Genomic DNA, 22,952 nt, shown 5'->3' with positions numbered 1-22,952 from the left:
TTTAAGCGAGACCCAACTAAAATAAACCCATGACATTATCCTAGATAAGGGGATAAAGATGGGTTTACTAATCAATGGCGAAGAAGTGTTGACTGACGAATATGGTTATCTCATTCATTCCTCAGATTGGCATGAAAATATAGCGACGGTTATTGCAGAAGAAGAAGCAATAACACTCGTTAAAGACCATTGGCACGTCATTTATCTTTTACGAAATTTCTATCAACAATACCACAAGACACCCCCCATACGAATCTTAGTCAACCAATTAGCGGTACAAATTGGATCTGAAAAAGCAAATAGTCTTTATCTTAATAATCTTTTCCCCAAAGGCGTACTAAAGCAAGCGAGCAAGCTGGCAGGATTGCCGCGGCCCGCACGCTGTATGTAATGCCATTCTCTTTTTCTCATCGTTGCTTACTTAAAAGCTTACAATAAGAATCTGCTAAAAAATATTTATGTAAGAATTGAATAAAGATAAAAGTAATTAGTACAAATAACTTTTTATTTTATACTTAAAATTGTACTATTTAGTCGCAGCTATTAACTTTATTATAAAAAGAGAAGTCGAATGGATAGCGAACTTGCCGAAATAAAAGCCAGCATTCTAGAAATAAGGGATCGTTTAAGCGGACCTTTAAAGAGCTTCCTTGATAAAAAAATAAAAAAAACAGAAGCTTATTTTGAAAAAGAGGAACCCCCTTCAGATATACACATAGTTTATTTCAAGAATTGTTTAGACGATGCCAAAAAATGTAAAAAAATAGAAAAGGATTTTCCTTGTCAAAGGTTTGCTTGTTTAACGGCGGATCATAAACTATTTGATATCTTCCTTTATAAACTACTTAGTGTCTGTATCTTAGATAATCCGTCTGGTATAGATAAGATTAAAGATAATATATACAGAGATATTAAAGAGATACTAGAAAATTTACTAAATAATAACTTATGTCAAACGTATAAGACATACCAAACCCGAGATTCAATTAAAAAAAATATTTTAGAGTTATTGATTCTTTTGTTATCTAAAAAAGAACATGTGAGCTTTGATAAAGAGTATGAAGAATTTTTTACGCACTTTGGTTTTTTAGTTAATCATAACACTATAAATTTAAACCATTATTTAGATAAAATAGATAAGGTAGAAAGTTTAAATTATTTTTCTATTAAAAATCTTACGAATATCCGACAAAAATCTGTGGCTGTTATTTTTTCAATTGATAGTTCGATTATTTACAGAAATTTATTGGCAAACATTGAAGGGATTGCTAATAGTGAATTGAGTGACCAACCAGCGTTATTAAGATTTATTAATTGTTTTGTTTTTACACTGATTAATAAAAAAAAATATTTTTATGCAGGCTTAGATGAAAATCCCAATGAGAATCTTGATTTGGGCGTGGTATTGATTTACCAAGCATTAAATAGAAAATGTGAGCAAGAAAGCGCTGTTTCCAATGTAAGTTTTTTTAATCGTCTTATAAAATCATCGCCCAAGCCGACGCTTGGTAGACAATTATCAAAATTTAAACAAGACTATCGGGATAAAATAGGAAAAGAGTTTCAATGGGATGTGTTGAGCGAGGGACAAGTTAGCTCTGGTACACAAGTGGATAGCCTACCTGAAGAAATAGCTGTTTATTTTTCCACATGTGAAATTAATCGTAGTCCCAAGGCTGTCAAAGAGGCAGTGGAGATTGCATTACAGAAATATGGGACGTTAGAGTTATCTGAAATTCAGCAAGCAAAACCCGCTTCTATCGAAACAATAAATAATTTAAAGGGAATGGGAAGTAAACTTTTTAAAGCTGTACAAAAAGGTGTGGGAAAATTTACTGAGAAAACTCAGATTATTATTGATGATGTATCTAATAAAGCAATAGAAGTTTTTGAGAAGGGGCAGGGTATACTAGAGAAAGGCCAGGAGATGAAAGAGGACACAATAGGGTTTGTGAAAGATGCTGTGAACAACTTTAAGTGGCCAGTGCTTACTCCCGAAGGATCACTTTCTGGACTTTCTAACGTACATGAAAAAAGGTTATTTTTAATTCGCGGTAAGTTAGAAACCATGGCTTCGGAGTTGTATGAGATTCAATCATTTTTAAAAGAGCGTATTGATCAAGCTAGATCCAGCAATAGGGTCGTCAGTTACAATGCAGGAAAAATCTATCTACATAATGAAGAATTCCCCCATCTAGAAGCTCAATCGGAAGAGATAGAAAAAGAGTTAAATGCTATTTATATTAGTGCAATAGATAAATTCAAACTAGAGATTGAAAATAATATCTGGTTTAAGAGTGAAAAATTTTCATTAAAGGAATGGATTAAATTCTTTTTTACACAGGGTTATTTTAGTGTAAAGCTAGAAAAACTTAAACAACTGAATAGATTAGACGATAAAATAGATTTTAAAGCTGAAAAAGATTGTTTTTTTAAGGCGAATTTTTTTGCTTTATTTCATTGTGGAATTATTCGTTGGCCATGGTTGAGTAAAGAAAATTTTGCAACGAAATGGGCAGAGCAAGTTATTTTATTAAAGATAAAAGAGGGCAGTGAAACAACCAATGAAAACTTTAGTAAAGCTAGCTTTCTATTAGAGGTGCTCAAGATTTATCACGAAGTATTTTCTAACCTGGGCAAAAAGGATTTTTTCTCTGAGCTATACCCAGATATTAACCAAGCCAGTATTAAATATTTGCCAGAGTTAAGTAGATTATTTGGAAAAATTAATAGTCGAATAGGATCTGGAGCTGAGGCAGATTCACCCGTAACGCCCGAAATAAATTTAGAGAATACTCCTAATAATACAGCCTTTTTTAATGCTAGAAATAAAGAACCAGAACCTACATGGCAATCTTCTGCTAAGTTTGGCGTTACACAGAATAGCTTCTAGTGCTTCCATTTAATATTACAGCCGATGCTAGGCTTTTGCTCAGAACCCACTGGTTTGTCCATTAAAATATTATCTAAAGCAGCGCGTAGGGCTTTGCCTGTAACTGGAATTTTGTTGTTTGGGGTGGAGTCATCTAGCTGACCGCGATAAACACAGTGTAAATCTTTATCAAAAACAAAAAAGTCGGGTGTACAAGCGGCTTGATAATTTTTTGCGGTGCTTTGCGTTTCATCATAAAGATAAGGAAAAGGATAGTTTAACTGCTTTGCTAATTTAGCCATTTCTTGGGGCGCATCTTCAGGATAATTTTCTACATCATTGGAACTAATAGCAATAAAGGCAATTCCTTTTGCTTGATAATCCGCGGCTAATCGAATTAGCTCGGTTTGTATGTGTTTAACATAAGGACAATGATTACAAATAAACATAATCACAGTTGCTTTTGCTGATTTGAGTGATGTTAAACTACAGACGTTGCCACTCTTTGTATCTAATAATTCAAAATTAGGCGCTTTTGTTCCAAGCGCTAGCATGTTAGAAGGCGTTAATGCCATAGGGGCACTTCCTATTTTTACCAAGTTATGATTATTATAACGTAACCTAGAATGTCCAACATCTTCAAATATAAGCGCTAACAATGGCTAAACTTTACTTCTATTATTCGGCTATGAATGCGGGCAAGAGTACTACTCTACTGCAAGCCAGTTACAATTACCAAGAACGTGGTATGGAAACTTTATTGCTTTCTCCCCAGGTCGATACTCGTTATAAAGTAGGAACTGTTTTTTCACGTATAGGTTTAGAAGCCGCCAGTCATTCTTTTGCAAAAAATGATAATTTATTTGAATTTGTAGTAGAGACATTAAAAAAAACTAAGAATTTACAGTGTGTTTTAGTTGATGAGGCGCAATTTTTAACAAAAGCACAAGTATTTCAGTTAAGTGATATTGTGGACAGATTAAATATTCCTGTTTTAACCTATGGTTTACGTAGTGATTTTTGTGGTGAACCTTTTGAAGGGAGCTTATATTTACTGATCTTGGCGGATAAGATGGGTGAAATAAAAACAATTTGCCACTGTGGATCTAAAGCGACGATGAATATGCGGATTGATTCTGAGCATCGTAAAGTGACTCAGGGGGAGCAGCTGGAGATTGGAGGCAATGAGCGTTACATCGCCGTGTGTAGAAAACATTTCAAATTAGGTGAAACAGCGAAGCTTGAGTTTAGTCCACCATCCAGTTAACCTGAGGGTTGCTTGCTATATTGCAATTTCGGCTTAGACATTAGGCTTTTCTTCCTATAGACTACCCCTCCCAAATAGCCTCTAAAAAACACCTATTTGAGGAATTAATGACTGTTATGTCCAGTCTAAAACAAGTTTTTCCTATTGCTTTTTCTAAATATCAGCCTTGGCTGGTTTGCCTTTCTGCCGCGCTCTTTTTCTTTTACGAATTTATCCAAATGGGTATGTTTAACTCCATTAGCCAGGAGCTTATGCAAGATTTCTCCATTAATGCGAGTCAATTAGGCTTTTTGTCGGCCACCTATTTTTATGCAGACGTTATTTTTCTGCTATTCGCAGGCATTTTAGTCGACCGGATATCTATACGGACCATTATATTAATTGCGATGGTCATGGTGGTTTTAGCCACGATTCTATTTGCCTTTAGCCATTCTTTTCAACTAGCCGCATTTAGCCACTTTATTTCAGGCATTGGTAATGCTTTTTGTTTTATAAGCTGTATTAAACTGGCCACACGTTGGTTCTCCTCCCAGCGGTTGGCGTTCGTCATCGGGGTTATCATTACGATTGCGATGTTGGGTGGTGTGGTGGCACAAACCCCTTTTGCTCTTTTAGTGCAATGGTTAGGTTGGCGTGAGACAGTCCTGGTTAATGCGGGTGTAGGAGCGGTCATTACCTTAATTGTTTATCTATTTGTTCGCGACTATCCTAAGCACCAAACACCGGAGGTCATGATCGAAAAAAACGCTGTGCCAGCTTCTATAAAGAAGAGTCTTTTGACGGTGCTCTTCAATAAACAGAATGGATTAGGGGGAATATATACCTGTCTGTTAAACCTACCGATTATTTTACTGGGGGAGCTTTGGGGCGTGATGTATTTAACCCAAGTTCACCATCTTTTAAAGACTGAGGCATCGCTTGTTGCCACCATGGTTTTTGTGGGGACTATTATAGGCTCACCGTTTGTAGGGTGGTTTTCTGATGCAATTGGTAAACGACGGCTACCGATGATTGTTGGTGCTATGCTTTCTTTGTTGGTATTGCTTTGTATTATGTTTTTACCAAATTTAAACTTCTTTATGTTACTGGTTTTATTTTTATTACTCGGTATTTTTACCAGCACACAGATTATTAGTTACCCGTTAATTGCCGAAAGTAATCCTAGGCATTTAACGGGGACTTCCACAGGTTTAGCGTCGGTTCTAATTATGGGAGGGGGTGCCGTATTTCAACCCTTGTTTGGTTGGCTAATGGATTTGCATTGGGATCAGGCGTTAAATCATGGCGTAGCGATGTATTCACCCAGCAATTATCTTAATGGCTTGGCTATTATGCCGATTGCTTTTGTAGTGAGTATTATTGCCGCTTGCCTTTTACGTGAAACACATTGTCAACCTTACTCTCGAGAAAACCTATGAAAACTCAGAATGGTGCTTCTATAACCAATAAAAAATTTCTGCCTTGGATTGTCTGTTTTTCTGCGGCACTTTTCTTTTTTTATGAATTTATTCAGATGAATATGTTCAATGCCATCAGTGCTGATTTGATGCGCGCTTTTTCATTGCATGCAACGGAATTGGGAAAACTATCTGCCTATTATTTTTATGCTAATTTGCTTTTTTTACCGATTGCTGGTGCGTTATTAGACCGATTTTCTACGCGCTTAATTATTCTGTCAGCTTTGTTGTTGTGTGTGATAGGGATCACAGGTTTCGCAACTACACATTCCTTTGTTTTAGCGTGTATCTTCCGATTTATGAGCGGAATTGGTAGTGCATTTTGTTTTTTAAGTAGTATCCGTTTAGCGTCGCGTTGGTTTCCATCAAGGCAAATGGCATTAGTCAGTGGCTTAATTGTAACAATGGCTATGATGGGAGGAATGGTAGCCCAAACACCGCTGACCTTATTAGCGCAATCTTTGGGGTGGCGTCATACCTTGTTGCTGGATGCTGGCTTAGGGTTATTTATTTTTACTATTATTTTTTCCTTTGTGCAGGATTGCCCTCCGGAATTGAAACAAGAGCAAAAAGCTTCACAGACTGAATTATCCGATTTAGGTCTGGTGAAGAGCTGGCGTTTGGCTTATTTAAATCCACAAAATCTGCTTTGTGGACTTTATACCTCTTTAACAAATTTACCTATTGCATTGCTAGGTGCTATTTGGGGTAGTTTATTTTTACAGCAAACCGCGCATTTTTCAGCAACGGAAGCGTCATTAGCACCAAGTTTACTGTTTTTAGGCACGATCATTGGTGGTCCTGTTATGGGTTGGCTTTCCGATAGAATGAGAAAACGCGTAAGACTGATGGTGATGGGTACAATTATCTCACTGTTATTGACACTGATAATTATATGCCTTCCAGCTTTGCTTTCTTTAACCACTGTCTTATTCTTATTTTTTGCATTAGGTTTTTTTACCAGCAGCCAAGTGTTAAGTTATCCTTTAGTGGCTGAAAGCAATACCAAGAGTTTGACGGCAACGTCCGTTAGCGTAGTATCCTTTTTTGCTATTGGTGGTTATGCGGTTTTCCAATCCTTATTTGGTTGGTTAATGGATTATAATTGGCACGGCTCTTTAGCCAATCAGATAAGAGTGTATAGCGTTAATGATTATCACCGTGCTTTACTCATTTTGCCGATTGGTTTTTGCATTGCTTTATTAGCTACTTTTTTAATGAGAGACCCTAATAAGGCAAAGTTAGACTAGATAATATGACCTTAGGGAGTGAGCCCTGGACGAAGCTAGGGCTTATAAAATGGATAGCTTATTAGGTTAACTTTATATTCACAGCAATGGGATTTTCAGTAAGGCGTCGCGAGTTGAGCGGGAACCCAGCCGAAAATTCAAGTGTGAAAAGTATAAGTAAAATTCGCAATCTTAGGTAATACTCGCTAAGATGAAGACCCTTTATTTTCACTCTATTTTTTTATTGAGAATAAAAATGGATAATTACATGACGTTTACTTCTGAATCCGTATCTGAAGGGCATCCTGATAAGATAGCGGATCAAATCTCTGATGCAATTCTCGATGCTATCTTAGCGCAAGATAAAGATGCGCGTGTCGCCTGTGAAACCCTTGTTAAAACTGGAATGGTTTTAGTAGCCGGGGAAATAACAACCACGGCATGGGTAGATGTTGAGCACATCGTTAGGGAAACGGTAAAAGAGATAGGTTATAACAGCTCTTCGATGGGTTTCGATTGGGAGTCTTGTGCGGTTATGTCAGCGATTGGCAAGCAATCGCCGGATATTGCTCAAGGCGTTGATAAGGCTGATCAGGGGGCAGGTGACCAGGGTATGATGTTTGGGTATGCCAGTAATGAAACAGATGTTCTCATGCCAGCACCGATTACCTATGCGCATAGGCTGATGGAGCGGCAAGCCGCATTGCGAAAAGACAAAACCTTAAATTGGTTACGACCCGATGCAAAAAGTCAGGTTACATTAAAATATCAAGGAGGAAAGCCTGTTGCTGCAGAAACGATAGTGCTTTCTACACAGCATGCGCCTGATATTTCCTATGAAAAATTATGCGAAGCGATCATTGAAGAAATTATTAAACCCGTGTTTCCAGCCGAATGGTTAAAAAACACGGTCTATCATATCAATCCCACCGGTCGTTTTGTTATTGGGGGACCTTTAGGCGATACCGGTTTGACGGGTCGTAAAATTATTGTAGATACCTACGGTGGTATGGCACGTCATGGTGGCGGGTGTTTTTCAGGTAAGGATCCCAGTAAAGTCGATCGATCGGCCGCGTATGCAGCACGTTATGTTACAAAAAATATTGTGGCGGCAGGGTTAGCGGATCGTTGTGAGTTACAGGTTTCCTATGCTATTGGTATTGCCGAACCAACATCCATTAATATCAATACATTTGGCACCGGTAAATTGCCTGATAAGGATATTGTTGAACTTATTCAGCAACATTTTGATCTCCGACCGCAAGGCATTATTAAAATGCTTGATTTGTTAAGACCGATTTATAAACCAACCGCCGCGTATGGCCATTTTGGTCGAGAAAATACTGAATATTTTCCTTGGGAAAAAACAGATAAAGCAAGGTTATTGTGTTCAGCACTTAAGAAGGTAGTTCACACATGATATCAGAAGCATTAAAGACTAAAATTATGGATTATAAAGTAGCTAATTTAAGTTTGGCTGAATGGGGTCGAAAAGAAATTACAATCGCCGAAACAGAAATGCCGGGTTTGATGGCGCTACGTAAAAAATACGGCCATACAAAACCTTTAAAAGGCGCACGCATTGCAGGTTGTCTGCATATGACGATTCAAACGGCTGTTTTAATTGAAACCTTGCTCGATTTGGGTGCCGAAGTACGTTGGTCTTCATGCAATATTTTTTCCACACAGGATCATGCAGCAGCGGCTATGGCAGAGCAGGGTGTCCCTGTTTTTGCTTGGAAAGGCGAAACGGAAAAAGAGTTTTGGTGGTGTATTGAGCAAACTTTAAAGGGACCTAATGGTTGGCGGCCTAATTTGTTGCTAGATGATGGTGGAGATCTTACTTTATTAATGCATGAGGAAAAATACTCCAGTCTTTTGGCAGAGGTTAAAGGCGTATCGGAAGAAACCACCACCGGTGTACATAGACTTTACCAAATGCAGGAAAAAAAATCGCTTTTGATTCCAGCGATTAACATTAATGATTCCGTAACAAAATCTAAATTTGATAATCTCTATGGATGTAGAGAGTCTTTAATTGATGCACTGAAGCGAGCAACCGACGTCATGATTGCGGGTAAAATTGCAGTGGTTTGTGGTTATGGTGATGTAGGAAAGGGTTGTGCACAAAGTTTGCGTTCATATGGCGCAACCGTATGGGTTACTGAAATTGATCCTATCTGTGCATTGCAAGCCGCTATGGAAGGTTATCGCGTTGTGACGATGGATGAAGCAGCAAGCCAAGGTGACATTTTCGTTACCGCAACCGGTAATAAATCAGTGATTACCTTGTCACATATGGAACAGATGAAGGATTTTGCCATTGTTTGTAACATTGGACACTTTGATTCTGAAATTGAAGTGGCGAGCTTACGGAAATTTAAATGGGAGAATATTAAACCACAAGTCGATCAAATTATTTTCCCGGATAAAAAGCGTCTATTGCTGTTAGCTGAAGGTCGATTAGTTAATTTAGGTTGTGCAACAGGGCATCCTAGTTTTGTTATGTCAAACTCATTTACTAATCAAGTTTTAGCGCAAATAGAGTTATGGCAACACAACGATCGCTATGAAACAGGTAAGGTTTACATGCTGCCAAAAGAATTAGATGAGCAAGTAGCGCGCTTACATTTAGATCGCGTCGGTGCAAAATTGACGGAGTTAACCTCTGAACAAGCAAAATATATTGGTGTAAAAAAACAAGGCCCTTATAAACCTAGCTTCTATCGTTATTAAAATCAAAGCCCGTCATTGTGATTGCCACACTGGGCGTCATTGCGAGTCCCGCACCTATCTTCACAGAAAATATGTCATTGTATCGGCAATTTCTGTTGCTGAATGGCGTGGCAATCTAAGGAAACAAAGGCGGAACTTGCCATCCGCCTAACAACGTCTCTAATTTTTTTGCTAAACCTAAGGCGGTCATATCTTGCCAAGGTTTAGCAATGATTTGTATGCCTATCGGCAATCCTTCCAAAGAAGTACCACAGCGTACAGTGGCAGCAGGCCAACCAGTAAAGTTATAAATACTTAAATAACTAAAATCACGACCTTCAATAAAAGAACGCCCATGCTGTTTTGCAGGTGTAGCAGCGACAGGGCAAATGATCGCATCATAGTTTATAAAAAACGTTTCTAATTCCAGTCGTAGTTGATCGAGGCGACTTAAACGTTGATTTAATTCTGTTGTGGAAAGCTCACAGTGACGTGCGATAGCGAGAAACTCCCTCACTAAGGATGAGGGCTTTTTTATGGCAAGCTGATTGAGTAGCATTTTTATTCCTAATCCTTTATCACCTTTTAAAAAGAAAGTTTCGCTAATCAGGGAATAAATTTCTGGTAAATGAGCAGGGCAATGTTCTTCGAGCTGTGCTACTTCAGTTTGCAGACTATTCACTACGCGTTTGATAGTTCGCAGCGTATCTTCATCGGGTTTGGCAATCGTATTATCGGTATAAAAGGCAATGCGCAGTGATTTAAAGTTAATAAACTGGGTAGGTGTGACAGTCGGAGATCCGGATAAAACAGGGAGGGTTAAAATAAGATCATCAACAAAGCGCGCCATAGGGCCATACGTTGTTAATGAACTTAATGAGCCTCCATCATACGGAAGCTTTCCTGTATTGGGCAGTAATCCGTGTGTTGGTTTTAGGCTTGCAATGCCGGTATTGTGTGCCGGTTGACGAATACTACCGCCCGCATCGGTTCCTAAACCAAACGTCGATCCGCCAGCGGCTATAATGGCCGCTTCTCCGCCACTACTTCCACCGGGTGTGCGTGTCAGATCATAAGGATTGAGCGTTCTGCCATAGCGATCATTATCCGTTTCGTAAGCAATATTAAATTCAGGGACGTTGCTAATGCCAATCACAATAGCGCCGGCTGCTTTTAATCTTTCAACGACAGTTGCATCTTCAGTCGGAAGAAAATGAAATCCGGTACTGCCTTTTGTGATAACAAAGTCTTTAACTTTACAGCAATCTTTAATGGTAATAGGTAAGCCATGTAATGGGCCTATGACTTGATTTTTTGCCAGTTTTTCATCGGCAAGGCGTGCTTGTTGCAGTGCGTTTTCAGGCGATAAAGTTTGAACAAGCGCATTGAGTTTAGGATTTATATGCGTTAAGCGATCTAAATAAATGTGTATGAGCTCTGTGCAGGAAATTTGTTTTTGTTTAATCCGCTGGACTAATTGTTTTGCGGAAGCAAAGTATATTTCAGAACTCATACAGAAAAACAATTTTTATTTACAGGAATACTTTGAAATTTTACCAAAAAATTTTCAAGTATAGGATTTTTATATTAGATCTTCTGTAAAAAATTTTCTTTTTCGGTGTAAATGTGAGTAACCCTTTGACACCAGAATAAAAGTTAATTTTTTATTTTTTTGCTATTTTTCTCGAAAAATAGCGCTATTTTATTTGACCACAGAAAATCGGTTTTTTGATTTAATTTTCCATTAAGTTTTACCTTGTATATTAATTAATGAAAATTAGTTGCTATTTTTTTATTCTAAAAGGAGTACATTTATGCCAAATAAATTAAATATTTCCGAAAAATTAGATACCAAAGACAGCATTTCCGTTTATCAGCACGTTCCTAGTGCGGTTGAAAACGAGTCAGAAACTATCACCTACGACGATGATTTTGATGACTACGATTCTGATTATGGATCCGATGATTTTGATGGCGATACCTTTCTTAATGATAACCCATTAGATCAACCTCTTCCTAACAATAAAACCTTAATTTATCAGGCTATAAAAATCGGAGACCATAAATTATTACAAGAATTATTACAAGCGGGTGCTGATCCAAATAGGGATACGGATAAACATCCTTTGCCAATCGTTATTGCACTACGAAAAGGTCGTACAGCAATGGCTGAAAAACTCATGGAGGCGGGCGCTACGCTGGATGATAAAACTATTGAATATATAAAAACAACCTACAGTTCTAAGATACTCCGGAAAGCAGAACAATTGAAAGAACGATATAAAGCAATACATCGAAATGATTCGTTGTATTCTCAAGGAAGAACTTATCAATCCTCTGCGTTGCATGTTGCTGCAGAACAGGGCTGTTTAAACATCGTTAAATTTTTATTAAAGAAAGGAGAAGAAATAAATTCACTGGATCCTGTAGGTAATGTCAGTGCCCTGCATTTAGCCGTAAAAAATGGGAAGGAAGAACTGGTTAAATATTTGCTTTCCCACGGTGCTGAATTATCTCAACAAGATACAAATGGTGATACCCCGTTGCATATGGCCGTAAAGAGAGGAAACTGGACTATAACCAAGCTATTACTTTCTCACAGTGCTAAAGAATTATATAGCCGCAATCACCTTGGTGAGACTCCGCTGCATACAGCTGTAATTATTAAGAATGTTAACGTGGCGAAGCTATTAATTTCTCACAAAGTTGCTAAATTATCTAACCAAGTAGCTGATAATAAAATACTGTTGAACGTAGCAATAGAAAATGAAGATTTGGAGATGATTAAATTGCTACTCACTCATAAGGTCAAGCTAGCTATAGCTGATACTGCTAGCCTATTGGAGTTGGTCGTAAAACGTAATAGGATCGATATCCTTGAAATACTATTACATCGTCGCGATATTAAGTTATCTAAGCAGGACTTTAACATCATCCTAAGCTTTGCTGCAGAATATAACCGTCTAGACATGGCAAAGATGGCACTTTCCCGCGGCGCTAAACTATCTAGCCAAGATAACCTGGGTAATACGCCACTGCACATGGCCGCAAGAAGTGGTCATAAAGAGATGGCTCAATGGTTGATCAAGCGAGGTGCTAAACTATCTAGCCAAGATAACCTGGGTAATACGCCACTGCACATGGCCGCAAGAAATGGTCATAAAGAGATGACCCAATGGCTGATCAAGCGTGGAGCCAATCTATTTAGTTTTAACCAAGATAATCTTGCACCACTCCATGTGGCAATACAAGCAGGAAATTATCCGTTGAGCGAACTATTGGAACAAGCAGAATCCCAGCACAAATCTCGTTTTTCTTATCAATGGGATAAGGTTATTAAAGGAAATACACAGCCGAAACTCCTGCTCCATGTAACAAAGGGGACGCATGATACCGTCCTAACGCTAGCGGCACGCAGCGGTAATCAATCCTTGCATGATAGACTACAAGACAAAATAAACAAAAAATATGGAAATAAATATTTAGATACCTTAGTAGACATGCAAAAGAGCAAAGAAGCGCATATTACCACCACAGTATTGGAAGAAAATTCAGTTAGGTCGACATCATCTCCTTTTTCCTCTTTTGGGAGTAATAGTTGTCACCGGCCCGGCTTTTTTAAATCATTATCTATACCAGTTTCGGAACCCATTTGTGCAAATGTTTCTGAGAATCCGGAAGCCATTGTTGATGTAACAATAGCCCTGAAATAAGGGCTATCCATCTCGTCTTAAGGGATTAAATTCGAAGAGTAAACTCGTTTGTTTTAATTAAAACCTAAAACAAACGGGCTAACTTAACTCTCACGACTGGCTCGCTTACGTTCATGTTCTTTTAAGAATTTTTTTCGCAGACGTAAATAATGTGGCGTAACTTCTAGTAATTCATCATCATCTAGAAATTCCAAGGCTTGTTCTAAAGAAAAAGAGATATGCGGGGTTAAAGTAAGGGCTTCATCTGATCCAGACGCACGGACATTGGTTAATTGTTTTCCTTGAACCACGTTAACGACTAAATCATTATCACGAGAATGAATACCGACAATCATGCCTTCATAAACATCAGTTTGTGGGCCTATTAATAATTTGCCACGCTCCTGTAAATGAAATAAGGAATATCCTGTTGCTTTGCCGGCTTGATTAGAAATCATAACACCATTGGCACGTTTTCCTAATGCACCTTTTTTAGCGGAGCCATAATGATCAAAAACATGGTGCATTAAACCAAGACCCGATGTTGCCGTTAAAAATTCGGTACGAAAACCAATTAAGGCACGAGTGGGTATTCTATAATCGAGGCGCACACGCCCTTTTCCATCTGAGACCATATCGAGCAATTCTCCACGACGGCTTCCCAGTTTTTCCATGATGCTGCCTTGATGTTGCTCTTCCACATCAACCGTCAAGTTTTCATAGGGTTCTTTTAATTCGCCATCAATTTCTTTTAAAATCACTTCAGGGCGCGAAACACCTAATTCATAGCCTTCTCGGCGCATTGTTTCGATTAAAATGGATAAATGCAATTCACCACGGCCCGATACACGGAAGCGGTTTGGGTCTTCTGTATTATCAACGCGTAATGCCACATTATGTAGTAGTTCTTTGTCTAGTCGTTCGCGTATCTGACGGCTGGTAACGAATTTTCCGTCTTGACCGGCAAAAGGCGAGTTATTGACTTGGAAAGTCATGCTCATGGTAGGCTCGTCTACCGTTAATGCGGGGAGCGCTTCTACCTGATTCGGATCACATAAGGTATCCGAAATGTTGAGCTTATCTATTCCTGTGATAGCAACAATATCACCGGCCTCGGCTTGTTCAACCTCAACACGCTCTAAGCCACGATAACCTAATACTTGCAAGATACGAGCAGGACGTGTTTTTCCTTCGCTATCGATTAATGTCACAGGCATATTCGCTTTTGCTGTGCCTCTTTGAATACGGCCAATACCAATGGTACCCACATAGCTTGAATAATCCAAGGTAATGATTTGCATTTGGAAGGCGCCCTGCGGGTCTACATTCGGTGGAGCTACTTTCTCAACAATCGTTTCAAATAGGGGTGTGAGATCGCGACTAGGCTTATTGAGATCCAGTGTTGCATAGCCTTGTAAGGCAGAGGCATAGACGATAGGGAAGTCTAATTGTTCTTCGGTAGCACCTAGACGGTCAAAAAGATCAAATACTTGATTAATGACCCAGTCAGGGCGGGCGCTGGGTCTGTCGACCTTATTGACCACTACAATCGGTTTTAGACCTTTAGCAAATGCTTTTTGGGTGACAAAGCGAGTTTGTGGCATAGGGCCATCCACAGCATCAACCAATAGAAGGACGGAATCTACCATCGATAAAATACGTTCTACTTCACCACCAAAATCCGCATGGCCAGGGGTATCAACAATATTGATACGGTAGCCCTGCCATTCGATGGAGGTATTTTTAGCAAGAATGGTAATACCACGCTCACGCTCTAAGTCATTACTATCCATGACCCGTTCAACGACGGTAGCACGGCTTGAAAACGTACCCGACTGTTGTAGCAGTTTATCGACGAGGGTAGTTTTCCCATGGTCAACGTGGGCGATGATAGCGATATTACGTATTTTTTCGATCATGATAATTTACAGATAGGTTATAGCTGGACTGCAAAAATTGGTTTTCTGCTCAAGCCCAGAAGTGTGTACAAAAAGGGTGCATCATAACGCAAAGTCAGCCATTTCCGCTAGGGTGTTCTACACTGAAAAGAAGGGTACTTATCTGTGGGGAATTAGCTATGGGCTCGCTTTTATTGCATTCGACCACAATGGCACAGTGGCAAGCCTTGGTCAAGGATGCCGAATTGATGAGTCACTTGACCTTAGACAAAGAACTTGAAAGTTATTTGGTTTTTTTATTAGGCCGCTTTAATCAACGGCCAGATATTGCCAATTGTATTTTAGCCACCGAATTTTTATCAGGGTTAGAAAAAAGTCCCGTGTATCAACGTGATTGTTTGCTGGTTTTTTTCCTGAACAAGCTGAAAAAAGACATGTAAAAATTAAGTATTTTATTGAATTAGGTCGAACGGCTTATGTACAAGTGGCTAGCTTATCTAAGAAGCAATCTGCTACACTTTATCAATCATTAAGTTGTGGTTTTATTAGTCTCATGGAAGTGTTGCATGCGATTCGGGGACTCAGTGATCCGTTGAATGAATTATCACCTTTGCAGGCTTTTGAATTGTGGACCGATGTTAAAAGCCAACATGCGTTGGATGTACTGAAGCGGCGTACCTCGGGTTTAATTATTCGTGGGGTTTCTAATAAAAATTAAAGGGGAATAATTACTTCTTCAAGTAAAGCAAACAGCAATTATAAGGATGTAAATGATCATGGCGATAAAAAATCATAGAGCGTTAAAGACTCATATAGATAAAGTACCATTAGTTGCCAGCAGAAAAGAATCTATCGGGACTATAACAAGAGCTTCTATCAGTTTTAATGGTAAAACTGTTCGTACGCTAACAGAGGAAATGGATCATGCAAACAACGAGTTAATATTGAAAATAGGTTGCGATGAAATTTTAAAGGGAAATAAAAATATAGAGAGGGAAAGGTACTATAGAGAATTTTTAGGGCTTTATTTGCATTATGATGGCATTTTAGGTGTGGGAGTAGCTTCTGTAAAGTCGCAGTTGGCTGGCCGGCATTATGTTGTAGAGGGTTCAGGGGTAGAACATAAAATAAATATTTATTTGCAAGATAAGCATTTATATATTGAAGACGAATTTTTTTTTAGAAAAATTATTAAGAACCAGAATACTCAGGATCAAGAAACTCAGAATGTCGAGCTGAAAGTAGGTGATTATTTTTTTCATAATAAAACACGATTTAAACTAGAAGTAATTGAGCAACATGGGGTATGGGTGCCGAGACTGGTTATTTTACAGTCCACACTTGATTGTCCGGATCCTTATTTTAGAAAAATGATAGACGAGCGAAGTTTTTTAGAAAAGCTGATTGATTTTTTAAAGGCGATTTTTAGGATAGCAACACATACACCGGTTCCGATTTCTACTTCTACTTTTTTTAAGTCCCCTGACAATGCTTCCTCCAGTGATGAAGAAGCGCAAAACGAGTCGCCTGCCTTAAGTTCTTGCTCAAACTAATGTAGCTGGTAAGATGGGCAAGGTGGTTCATACTTAGTCTATTTATGCTCGATTTGCCTTCACAGACCTCGTTAAATACGTCGCCAACAACCGATTTTGGCTATAAAACCATTCCGCGGGCTGAAAAAACCGCACAAGTAGGCGCAGTTTTCCATTCAGTTGCTTCCAAATATGACCTCATGAATGATTTGATGTCATGTGGGATGCATCGCCTATGGAAAAAATTTACGGTGGAATTAGCCCACATTCGTAGGGGTGATAAGGTGCTGGACGTAGCGGGAGGCACGGGCGACTTAAGCAAAGCATTTGCAAAACGTGTGGGTGAGAAAGGTAAAGTCACCTTACTTGATATTAATGCCGCGATGTTAGCCGTAGGGCGTGATCGGCTCATTGACGCCGGGCTAATAGAAAATATAACGGTGCTTCAGGCGAATGCAGAAAGCTTGCCATTCGCTGAAGATTATTTTGATTGCCTAAGCATCGCTTTTGGGCTTCGCAATGTGACGGATAAAATGGCTGCGCTACAGTCTATGTACCGTGTTCTTAAGCCAGGCGGGCGATTGTTGGTGCTCGAGTTTTCCAAGCCAGTACTCAACTTTTTGCAAACCTTATATGATCGCTACTCTTTTAATTTTCTGCCTAAATTGGGGCAGTGGATTGCCAATGACGCAGCGAGTTATCAGTATTTAGTGGAATCTATTCGACGTCATCCCGATCAAGAAAGTTTAAAGTCACTTATTCTTGAAGCGGGATTTGATCAATGTGAATACCATAATTTGAGTGGCGGCATTGTTGCCCTGCATAGAGCGTGGAAGTTCTAATGCCATTGAATACCTGGCTTGCAGCTCAAGAAGCTATCCTTAACCGCTTTTTAAAACTTGATCCGGAATCGAGCAAGGTTTTAAACAATTTATCGGGTAAGGTTGTTAAGTTGGAATTGAATTCCTTAACCCATTATTGGCTTTTTAAATCAGATACTATTTATTTAACAAAAAATTATAGTGGAGTGGTTGATTTAGTATTACGAGGTTCGGTTTTTGATTTTATGCGTTTAGCTTTTATGAAAAAAGAATCGGCATTGACGGCAATGCCAATACAGGTTTCAGGCGATATGGAATTTGCCAAACAATTTAAAGATCTTTTTTCAAATCTAGAAATTGATTGGGAAGAACAACTATCACGAGTCGTGGGTGATACCATCGCTTATCCGATAGCACAGTTTTTTAAATCCCTATCGCAATGGGCTAAACAAAGCATCGATGATCTGAGTCAAAATGTAACGGATTATGTTCAAGCAGAAATGGATTACCTTGTGCCAGATGAAGAACTGCAAATTTTTTTCGCTGATATTGATGATTTGCGAGATGATGCAGCGCGATTAGAAGCACGAATGAATCGTGTGTCATTTTGCAAAGGAAGTGAGGCATGAAATCAATTACTCGCTTAATACGGTTAATCCAGATTAGTTTTACCTTATTTCGTTATGGTCTTGATGAGCTTGTATTATCTTTGCATTTATTTCGCCCGTTACGTTTCTTTATTTATTTTAATCCTTATCGCATTAGTAATAGAAAACAATCTCAAGGCGAGCGAATTCGTTTAGCGTTAGAGGATTTAGGTCCTATCTTTGTGAAATTTGGCCAGGCGTTGTCAACGCGGCGAGATTTCATTCCTGAAGAGATTGCAGATGAATTAGCTAAATTACAAGATCGCGTTCCTCCTTTTTCTGGCGATCAGGCAAAGGCAATGATTGAATCCGCTTGCGGAAAGCCGATCACTGAAATATTTGCTGAATTTGATACAACACCGTTAGCCTCGGCTTCTGTTGCACAAGTTCATGCTGCAAAATTATTGACGGGCCAAGAGGTAGTTGCCAAAGTGTTACGCCCAGGCATTAATAAACGTATTGTTAAAGATATAGATTTATTATATGCCATTGCCAATTTAGCGACGCGTTATTGGAAAGAAGCTAAACGGCTTAGGCCCAGTGAAGTGGTTGCGGAGTTTGAATCTTGTTTAAAAGACGAATTAGATTTATTACGTGAAGCAGCGAGTGCCTCTCAACTTCGGCGTAATTTTTTACATTCTGATTTGCTATATATTCCCGAAATCTATTGGCAATACACACATGCTAATGTAATGGTGATGGAGCGAATTTACGGTATTTCTATTTCTGATATACCAACGTTAAAAAAACAAGGCATTAATTTAAAAAGACTCGCGGAAAGAGGCGTAGAGATATTTTTTACTCAGGTGTTTCGTGATTGTTTTTTTCATGCCGATATGCACCCAGGGAATATTTTTGTTTCGCCAAAACAAAAGGATAACCCACAATATTTAGGTGTGGACTTTGGGATTATGGGAAGCTTAAGTCCCGAAGACCAACGTTATCTGGCAGAAAATTTGTTGGCCTTTTTTAAGCGTGATTATCGACGCGTGGCACAATTACACGTGGAATCGGGTTGGATAGCGCCGAATACCCGAGTTAATGAATTTGAAGCGGCTATTCGAACCGTATGTGAGCCTATCTTCGAGCGACCCTTAAAAGAAATCTCATTTGGCCAATTATTACTACGCCTATTTCAAACCGCTAGACGTTTTAAAATGGAAGTACAACCACAATTAGTATTATTGCAGAAAACGCTTTTTAATGTTGAAGGGTTAGGGCGTCAGTTGTATCCCGATTTAGATTTATGGAATACCGCTAAGCCTTTTTTGGAGCGTTGGCTGAAAAAACAATTAGGGCCACGCGCTTTTTTACGTAAAGTGCGCGAATATGCGCCTTATTGGGCTGAAAAACTGCCGGAGATTCCGGAGTTAGTTTATCAAGCGTTACTTGATCAACGTAAAGAAAGAAATGAGTTACATGCTTATTTATATAAAGATATAAAAAGACATCACGATTCTATCAAGAAAAAAGGCTTTTTTGCTATTAGAATTGGGATTGGTGTCGCATGCATTACTTGGGTGTTGTTGAGTTTGGTGGTGGGTAATTTTCCTCAGCTATTATCCTTTAGAAATTTATTAATATTGGGTTTAGGTGGTTTGGGATTATTGTTAGTGACATTTATTCGTAGAGGATAGGCGGAACTTATTAGAAATAGGGAGTTTTATGCGCTTACATGGAATCAGCATTATATCACTGCTCATTATTTTTTTAATTGCAGTATTGTTATTTGGTACTAAACGCTTAGGTTCAATGCTAGAAGATTTAGTGGTGGCTATAAAAAACTGCAGTAAAAATTTAGGTGATGAACAAGAGATATCGTTAGAAAAAAAATCAAAGTCGGAAAAATTTGATAGCGATTAAACCGTCATTGCGAGCGCGAAGCGCGTGGCAATCTAGTAAAAAGAGGTTGGTTTTTCCTGGATGGCCACGGCTGTCGCTTTGTTCCAGCCTCGCCATGACGACGGAAGTAAATGTATGCAACAAATGTATAAAAAAAATAAAAATTTAAAAAAAATATTATTAGTAGATGATGATCTTTTAGCACTAAGGGTAATGAGCCAATACCTAGAAGATGCCGGTTATTCTTGTGTTATGGCTAAAGATGGGCAACAGGCTTGGGATTTCTTGCAACAATCACCCGATGAATTTTTTGTAGTCTTCGCCGATAGAGTGATGCCTAAACTACATGGCTTAGAATTGTTAGCTAAAATGAAGCGGACGTTACTAAGAGATATTCCTGTCGTTTTATTGACAGGGGAAGCAAGCCATGAAGAAAGATGTGATGCGCTACGTCAGGGAGTATATGATTTTTTCTATAAGCCCATTTCTAAGCCGCTATTATTAGCTATTGTGAAAAAAATACAAAAATTTAAGGACTCTTTATGATGCAAATTATTTTAGCGAATCCACGAGGCTTTTGTGCAGGCGTTGATCGTGCCATAGAAATTGTCAAACGTGCACTGAGTTTATTTGGACAACCTATCTATGTTCGCCATGAAGTCGTTCATAATAAGACGGTAGTAACCGAACTACAGCAACAAGGCGTTATTTTTATTGAAGATGTGCTAGAAATTCCTTCTGGATCTACGGCGATTTTTAGTGCACATGGTGTTTCTCAGTCGGTGAAGGAACAGGCACGACAACGTGGGTTGCGCGTATTTGATGCGACTTGCCCTTTAGTGACCAAAGTCCACATGGAGGTCGCGCGTTATAGTCGCTTAGGCCAAGAATGTATTTTAATTGGGCATGCTGGTCATCCTGAAGTTGAAGGTACGCTTGGGCATTATGATAATCCCGAAGGCGATATTTATTTGATAGAAAATATAAAAGATATAGATTCTCTTCATGTTAAAAACCCGTGTTCGCTGGCTTATGTCACCCAAACGACTTTATCGGTATATGATACACAGGCTATTATTCAAGTATTGTGCGAACGTTTTCCGCAGATATCAGCGCCGAAGAAAGAAGATATTTGTTACGCCACCCAAAATCGTCAGCAAGCCGTTGAGGCGTTGGCGGATCAATGCGATGTGGTATTGGTTTTAGGATCGGCCAATAGTTCGAATTCAAATCGGCTAAGAGAACTAGTGGAGCGATTAGGTAAGTCGGCTTATTTGATTGATTCCGCGCAAGATATTGTATCGGAATGGTTAATAGGAAAATTTTCAATTGGTATTACCGCGGGTGCTTCTGCACCTGAGGTTTTAGTACAAGATGTTATTAAATATTTAAAATCACTTCCAAATTGGCAATCCTGTCTAGTATCCGAGCTAAGTGGCCAGGTTGAAAATATTTCATTTGCTCTGCCGCGTGAGTTACGTTTACCAGCATGATTGTGAGTCTCCAATGCTTGTTTTCTCTCCTAACTCATTGAGTAGTAAGCGATGGCATTCCGGATCAGTGAATGTTGCGGTGGCTACAAGTTTATAGCTATTGTTGGTGCTACTTAAAGATAAATGATAGAGGTTTTTATCTGTTTTTTCATGAAAACCTAATTTGCTAAGGCTGGCATCGGCATAACTATTATTGTTCTCCAAAAAATAGATTTCCATGCGATTTGCCAGATTAATTAAGGCAATTTTTGCTTCAGCGCGACGGGTTTTGATAATAGCATGTGTATAAATGGGATAAGCAACACTCGCTAAAATGCCAATGATGCTTAATGTAATTAACAATTCAAATAAACTAAACCCGGCTGCCATCCTGCCTGACATGTTTTCCTAACCAAACCCTTTAGGCGTAATCCCTAGACTAGTGCTTATTTTTGCTGCAAATGAAGCACCCATGCGATCGGAAAGTTGTTCTAGTAAACCAGGTTTTACCGTGTAATCTACAATATTTTTATTTTTAATAAGATCACGAGAAACAGAGCTTAAATCACCAAATCCATCAATAAGCCCAAGTGATAAAGCTTCTTGTCCGCTCCAGGCTAAACCAGAGAAAAGTGCAGGGTTCTCTTTTAATCGATCCCCACGACCTTGTTTAACAGCATTAATAAATTGTTGATGAACGCCTTGTATCATATGCGCAGCAATTTGTTTTTCATCCGGTTTTTGCGGAGAAAAAGGATCTAAAAAGCCTTTATGATCGCCTGCGGTTATCAAACGTCGTTCAACGCCGAGCTTTTTCATGGTGTCTACAAAACCGAAGCTGTCCATGCGTACACCAATCGAGCCGACTATACTGGAAGGATCCGCATAGATATCATCACTGGCTGAAGCAATATAGTAAGCCGCTGAAGCACATAAATCACCACAGACAGCATAAAGTTTGATAGTTGGATGTTGGGTACGTAAGTAACGGATTTCTTGGTAAATTTGTGAAGCTTGAACCGGGCTTCCTCCAGGACTATTGATGCGTAAGATAATAGCTTGTGTGTTTTTATTATCAAAGGCATTTTTTAGGCTTTCAATCACATTATCCGCATTAGCAGCTGCACTATCGCTGATAATGCCTCGTACATCGATAAGGCCAATATGAGGCTTTGTTTTCGTTGAGTTAGGTAAATTTCCTGGGTTTAGCCATAGAGCGGCTAAAAAGCTAATAAGAAGCGTAAAAAATAAGAGTTTAAAAAAAATGTTCCAACGACGCTTGGCACGCTGTTCTTTGAGTGTATTGAATAGTAGTTTTTCTAGGGTTCTGTGTTCCCACTGTGAATTGCCTGATACTTCTTCTGTCATAAAGCCTCTATTGATTTCCAAGTTTATTTTAACATACGAAAAAACAGGTTTAGTTTACCCTTTTTTTACATCATATAGCCATTGCATTAATTTTTAGCTATAAATTGGTAGGAACACTTGATTTTTTTTAATTGGACTAA

22 protein-coding genes are annotated in these 22,952 nt (G+C 38.9%); 17 read left to right on the top strand and 5 right to left on the bottom strand.

The window, feature by feature from the left end; all coding sequences use genetic code 11:
- Window positions 1–58 precede the first annotated feature (58 nt).
- Together DMP02_RS06980 and DMP02_RS06975 are read left to right on the top strand one after the other, a co-directional pair.
- The gene (locus tag DMP02_RS06980) at window positions 59–391 is read left to right on the top strand and encodes a TusE/DsrC/DsvC family sulfur relay protein (protein WP_126323418.1); all 333 of its coding nucleotides are present in this window, start codon (window positions 59–61) and stop codon (window positions 389–391) included.
- A 180-nt stretch (window positions 392–571) separates the two neighbouring features.
- The gene (locus DMP02_RS06975; RefSeq protein WP_126323417.1) at window positions 572–2,893 is read left to right on the top strand and encodes a hypothetical protein; all 2,322 of its coding nucleotides are present in this window, start codon (window positions 572–574) and stop codon (window positions 2,891–2,893) included.
- Here the strand turns inward: DMP02_RS06975 and DMP02_RS06970 are convergent.
- Entirely contained in the window at window positions 2,890–3,447 is a 558-nt protein-coding gene (locus DMP02_RS06970; protein ID WP_126323416.1) for a thioredoxin family protein, read from the bottom strand. The genes DMP02_RS06975 and DMP02_RS06970 overlap by 4 nt on opposite strands.
- Window positions 3,448–3,530: 83 nt before the next feature.
- Here DMP02_RS06970 and DMP02_RS06965 point away from each other — a divergent pair, with 83 nt between their 5' ends.
- From DMP02_RS06965 to ahcY, 5 genes are all read left to right on the top strand, one after another.
- A complete protein-coding gene (locus tag DMP02_RS06965; RefSeq protein ID WP_126323415.1) occupies window positions 3,531–4,139 on the top strand; it encodes a thymidine kinase in 609 nt (202 codons plus the stop codon).
- A gap of 116 nt (window positions 4,140–4,255) precedes the next feature.
- Window positions 4,256–5,557 carry an MFS transporter gene (locus tag DMP02_RS06960; RefSeq protein WP_126323414.1) on the top strand — a complete coding sequence of 434 codons (1,302 nt, stop codon included), beginning with the start codon at window positions 4,256–4,258 and terminating at the stop codon, window positions 5,555–5,557.
- Window positions 5,554–6,846 (top strand): MFS transporter, encoded by a 1,293-nt coding sequence (locus tag DMP02_RS06955; RefSeq protein WP_126323413.1) that lies wholly within the window; start codon window positions 5,554–5,556, stop codon window positions 6,844–6,846. Before DMP02_RS06960 ends, DMP02_RS06955 begins: the two co-directional genes overlap by 4 nt.
- A gap of 235 nt (window positions 6,847–7,081) precedes the next feature.
- Window positions 7,082–8,245 carry a methionine adenosyltransferase gene (metK, locus tag DMP02_RS06950; protein WP_126323412.1) on the top strand — a complete coding sequence of 388 codons (1,164 nt, stop codon included), beginning with the start codon at window positions 7,082–7,084 and terminating at the stop codon, window positions 8,243–8,245.
- Complete coding sequence (gene ahcY / locus DMP02_RS06945) at window positions 8,242–9,561, top strand: adenosylhomocysteinase (protein WP_126323411.1); 1,320 nt, start codon at window positions 8,242–8,244, stop codon at window positions 9,559–9,561. The genes metK and ahcY overlap by 4 nt, the downstream gene beginning before the upstream one ends.
- Before the next feature lie 115 nt (window positions 9,562–9,676).
- Here ahcY and DMP02_RS06940 read toward each other — a convergent pair whose 3' ends face one another.
- A complete protein-coding gene (locus DMP02_RS06940) occupies window positions 9,677–11,053 on the bottom strand; it encodes an amidase (protein ID WP_126323410.1) in 1,377 nt (458 codons plus the stop codon).
- Between the two features lie 301 nt (window positions 11,054–11,354).
- Between DMP02_RS06940 and DMP02_RS06935 the strand changes: the two genes are divergently transcribed.
- Complete coding sequence (locus tag DMP02_RS06935) at window positions 11,355–13,253, top strand: ankyrin repeat domain-containing protein (RefSeq protein ID WP_126323409.1); 1,899 nt, start codon at window positions 11,355–11,357, stop codon at window positions 13,251–13,253.
- Window positions 13,254–13,336: 83 nt separating this feature from the next.
- On the opposite strand, the gene typA is transcribed toward DMP02_RS06935, so the two are convergent.
- On the bottom strand, window positions 13,337–15,151 hold the full coding sequence (typA, locus tag DMP02_RS06930; RefSeq protein WP_126323408.1) for a translational GTPase TypA: 1,815 nt from the start codon (window positions 15,149–15,151) through the stop codon (window positions 13,337–13,339).
- A gap of 158 nt (window positions 15,152–15,309) precedes the next feature.
- Between typA and DMP02_RS07415 the strand changes: the two genes are divergently transcribed.
- The 9 genes from DMP02_RS07415 to ispH all read left to right on the top strand — a co-directional run bounded on the left by DMP02_RS07415 (window position 15,310) and on the right by ispH (window position 21,465).
- Window positions 15,310–15,570: a hypothetical protein gene (locus DMP02_RS07415; RefSeq protein WP_232019645.1), complete on the top strand. Its 261-nt coding sequence runs from the start codon at window positions 15,310–15,312 to the stop codon at window positions 15,568–15,570.
- Window positions 15,525–15,848: a hypothetical protein gene (locus DMP02_RS07410; protein ID WP_232019644.1), complete on the top strand. Its 324-nt coding sequence runs from the start codon at window positions 15,525–15,527 to the stop codon at window positions 15,846–15,848. The genes DMP02_RS07415 and DMP02_RS07410 overlap by 46 nt, the downstream gene beginning before the upstream one ends.
- A 58-nt stretch (window positions 15,849–15,906) precedes the next feature.
- Window positions 15,907–16,683 carry a hypothetical protein gene (locus DMP02_RS06920; RefSeq protein ID WP_126323407.1) on the top strand — a complete coding sequence of 259 codons (777 nt, stop codon included), beginning with the start codon at window positions 15,907–15,909 and terminating at the stop codon, window positions 16,681–16,683.
- A gap of 44 nt (window positions 16,684–16,727) precedes the next feature.
- On the top strand, window positions 16,728–17,504 hold the full coding sequence (gene ubiE / locus DMP02_RS06915) for a bifunctional demethylmenaquinone methyltransferase/2-methoxy-6-polyprenyl-1,4-benzoquinol methylase UbiE (RefSeq protein ID WP_126323406.1): 777 nt from the start codon (window positions 16,728–16,730) through the stop codon (window positions 17,502–17,504).
- Window positions 17,504–18,112, top strand: coding sequence for a ubiquinone biosynthesis accessory factor UbiJ (locus DMP02_RS06910; RefSeq protein ID WP_126323405.1), 609 nt, complete (start codon window positions 17,504–17,506; stop codon window positions 18,110–18,112). Before ubiE ends, DMP02_RS06910 begins: the two co-directional genes overlap by 1 nt.
- Window positions 18,109–19,767 (top strand): ubiquinone biosynthesis regulatory protein kinase UbiB, encoded by a 1,659-nt coding sequence (ubiB, locus tag DMP02_RS06905; RefSeq protein WP_126323404.1) that lies wholly within the window; start codon window positions 18,109–18,111, stop codon window positions 19,765–19,767. The genes DMP02_RS06910 and ubiB overlap by 4 nt, the downstream gene beginning before the upstream one ends.
- Window positions 19,768–19,795: 28 nt before the next feature.
- Window positions 19,796–19,993: a Sec-independent protein translocase family protein gene (locus DMP02_RS06900; protein ID WP_126323403.1), complete on the top strand. Its 198-nt coding sequence runs from the start codon at window positions 19,796–19,798 to the stop codon at window positions 19,991–19,993.
- 114 nt (window positions 19,994–20,107) lie between these two features.
- Complete coding sequence (locus DMP02_RS06895) at window positions 20,108–20,518, top strand: response regulator (RefSeq protein ID WP_232019643.1); 411 nt, start codon at window positions 20,108–20,110, stop codon at window positions 20,516–20,518.
- Window positions 20,515–21,465: a 4-hydroxy-3-methylbut-2-enyl diphosphate reductase gene (gene ispH / locus DMP02_RS06890; RefSeq protein WP_232019642.1), complete on the top strand. Its 951-nt coding sequence runs from the start codon at window positions 20,515–20,517 to the stop codon at window positions 21,463–21,465. Before DMP02_RS06895 ends, ispH begins: the two co-directional genes overlap by 4 nt.
- Here the strand turns inward: ispH and DMP02_RS06885 are convergent.
- Window positions 21,454–21,846, bottom strand: coding sequence for a type IV pilin protein (locus tag DMP02_RS06885; protein ID WP_232019641.1), 393 nt, complete (start codon window positions 21,844–21,846; stop codon window positions 21,454–21,456). The genes ispH and DMP02_RS06885 overlap by 12 nt on opposite strands.
- Before the next feature lie 6 nt (window positions 21,847–21,852).
- Window positions 21,853–22,812, bottom strand: coding sequence for a S49 family peptidase (locus DMP02_RS06880; protein WP_126323402.1), 960 nt, complete (start codon window positions 22,810–22,812; stop codon window positions 21,853–21,855).
- Window positions 22,813–22,952 lie beyond the last annotated feature (140 nt).

The organism is Candidatus Rickettsiella viridis, assembly GCF_003966755.1.
Taxonomy (GTDB): domain Bacteria; phylum Pseudomonadota; class Gammaproteobacteria; order Diplorickettsiales; family Diplorickettsiaceae; genus Rickettsiella_B; species Rickettsiella_B viridis.
Note: the sequence above shows the minus strand (reverse complement) of the source record. Positions and strands in the feature narration are given on the sequence as shown.

Coding starts and splice junctions, on each gene's coding strand:
- DMP02_RS06955 (WP_126323413.1), top strand. CDS start 5,554: ATGAAAACTCAGAATGGTGCTTCTATAACCAATAAAAAATTTCTGCCT.
- ubiE (WP_126323406.1), top strand. CDS start 16,728: ATGCTCGATTTGCCTTCACAGACCTCGTTAAATACGTCGCCAACAACC.
- DMP02_RS06960 (WP_126323414.1), top strand. CDS start 4,256: ATGTCCAGTCTAAAACAAGTTTTTCCTATTGCTTTTTCTAAATATCAG.
- ispH (WP_232019642.1), top strand. CDS start 20,515: ATGATGCAAATTATTTTAGCGAATCCACGAGGCTTTTGTGCAGGCGTT.
- DMP02_RS06920 (WP_126323407.1), top strand. CDS start 15,907: ATGGCGATAAAAAATCATAGAGCGTTAAAGACTCATATAGATAAAGTA.
- DMP02_RS06975 (WP_126323417.1), top strand. CDS start 572: ATGGATAGCGAACTTGCCGAAATAAAAGCCAGCATTCTAGAAATAAGG.
- typA (WP_126323408.1), bottom strand. CDS start 15,151: ATGATCGAAAAAATACGTAATATCGCTATCATCGCCCACGTTGACCAT.
- DMP02_RS06935 (WP_126323409.1), top strand. CDS start 11,355: ATGCCAAATAAATTAAATATTTCCGAAAAATTAGATACCAAAGACAGC.
- DMP02_RS06910 (WP_126323405.1), top strand. CDS start 17,504: ATGCCATTGAATACCTGGCTTGCAGCTCAAGAAGCTATCCTTAACCGC.
- DMP02_RS06895 (WP_232019643.1), top strand. CDS start 20,108: ATGCAACAAATGTATAAAAAAAATAAAAATTTAAAAAAAATATTATTA.
- ahcY (WP_126323411.1), top strand. CDS start 8,242: ATGATATCAGAAGCATTAAAGACTAAAATTATGGATTATAAAGTAGCT.
- DMP02_RS06940 (WP_126323410.1), bottom strand. CDS start 11,053: ATGAGTTCTGAAATATACTTTGCTTCCGCAAAACAATTAGTCCAGCGG.
- metK (WP_126323412.1), top strand. CDS start 7,082: ATGGATAATTACATGACGTTTACTTCTGAATCCGTATCTGAAGGGCAT.
- DMP02_RS07415 (WP_232019645.1), top strand. CDS start 15,310: ATGGGCTCGCTTTTATTGCATTCGACCACAATGGCACAGTGGCAAGCC.
- DMP02_RS06965 (WP_126323415.1), top strand. CDS start 3,531: ATGGCTAAACTTTACTTCTATTATTCGGCTATGAATGCGGGCAAGAGT.
- DMP02_RS06885 (WP_232019641.1), bottom strand. CDS start 21,846: ATGTCAGGCAGGATGGCAGCCGGGTTTAGTTTATTTGAATTGTTAATT.
- DMP02_RS06980 (WP_126323418.1), top strand. CDS start 59: ATGGGTTTACTAATCAATGGCGAAGAAGTGTTGACTGACGAATATGGT.
- DMP02_RS06900 (WP_126323403.1), top strand. CDS start 19,796: ATGCGCTTACATGGAATCAGCATTATATCACTGCTCATTATTTTTTTA.
- ubiB (WP_126323404.1), top strand. CDS start 18,109: ATGAAATCAATTACTCGCTTAATACGGTTAATCCAGATTAGTTTTACC.
- DMP02_RS06970 (WP_126323416.1), bottom strand. CDS start 3,447: ATGGCATTAACGCCTTCTAACATGCTAGCGCTTGGAACAAAAGCGCCT.
- DMP02_RS06880 (WP_126323402.1), bottom strand. CDS start 22,812: ATGACAGAAGAAGTATCAGGCAATTCACAGTGGGAACACAGAACCCTA.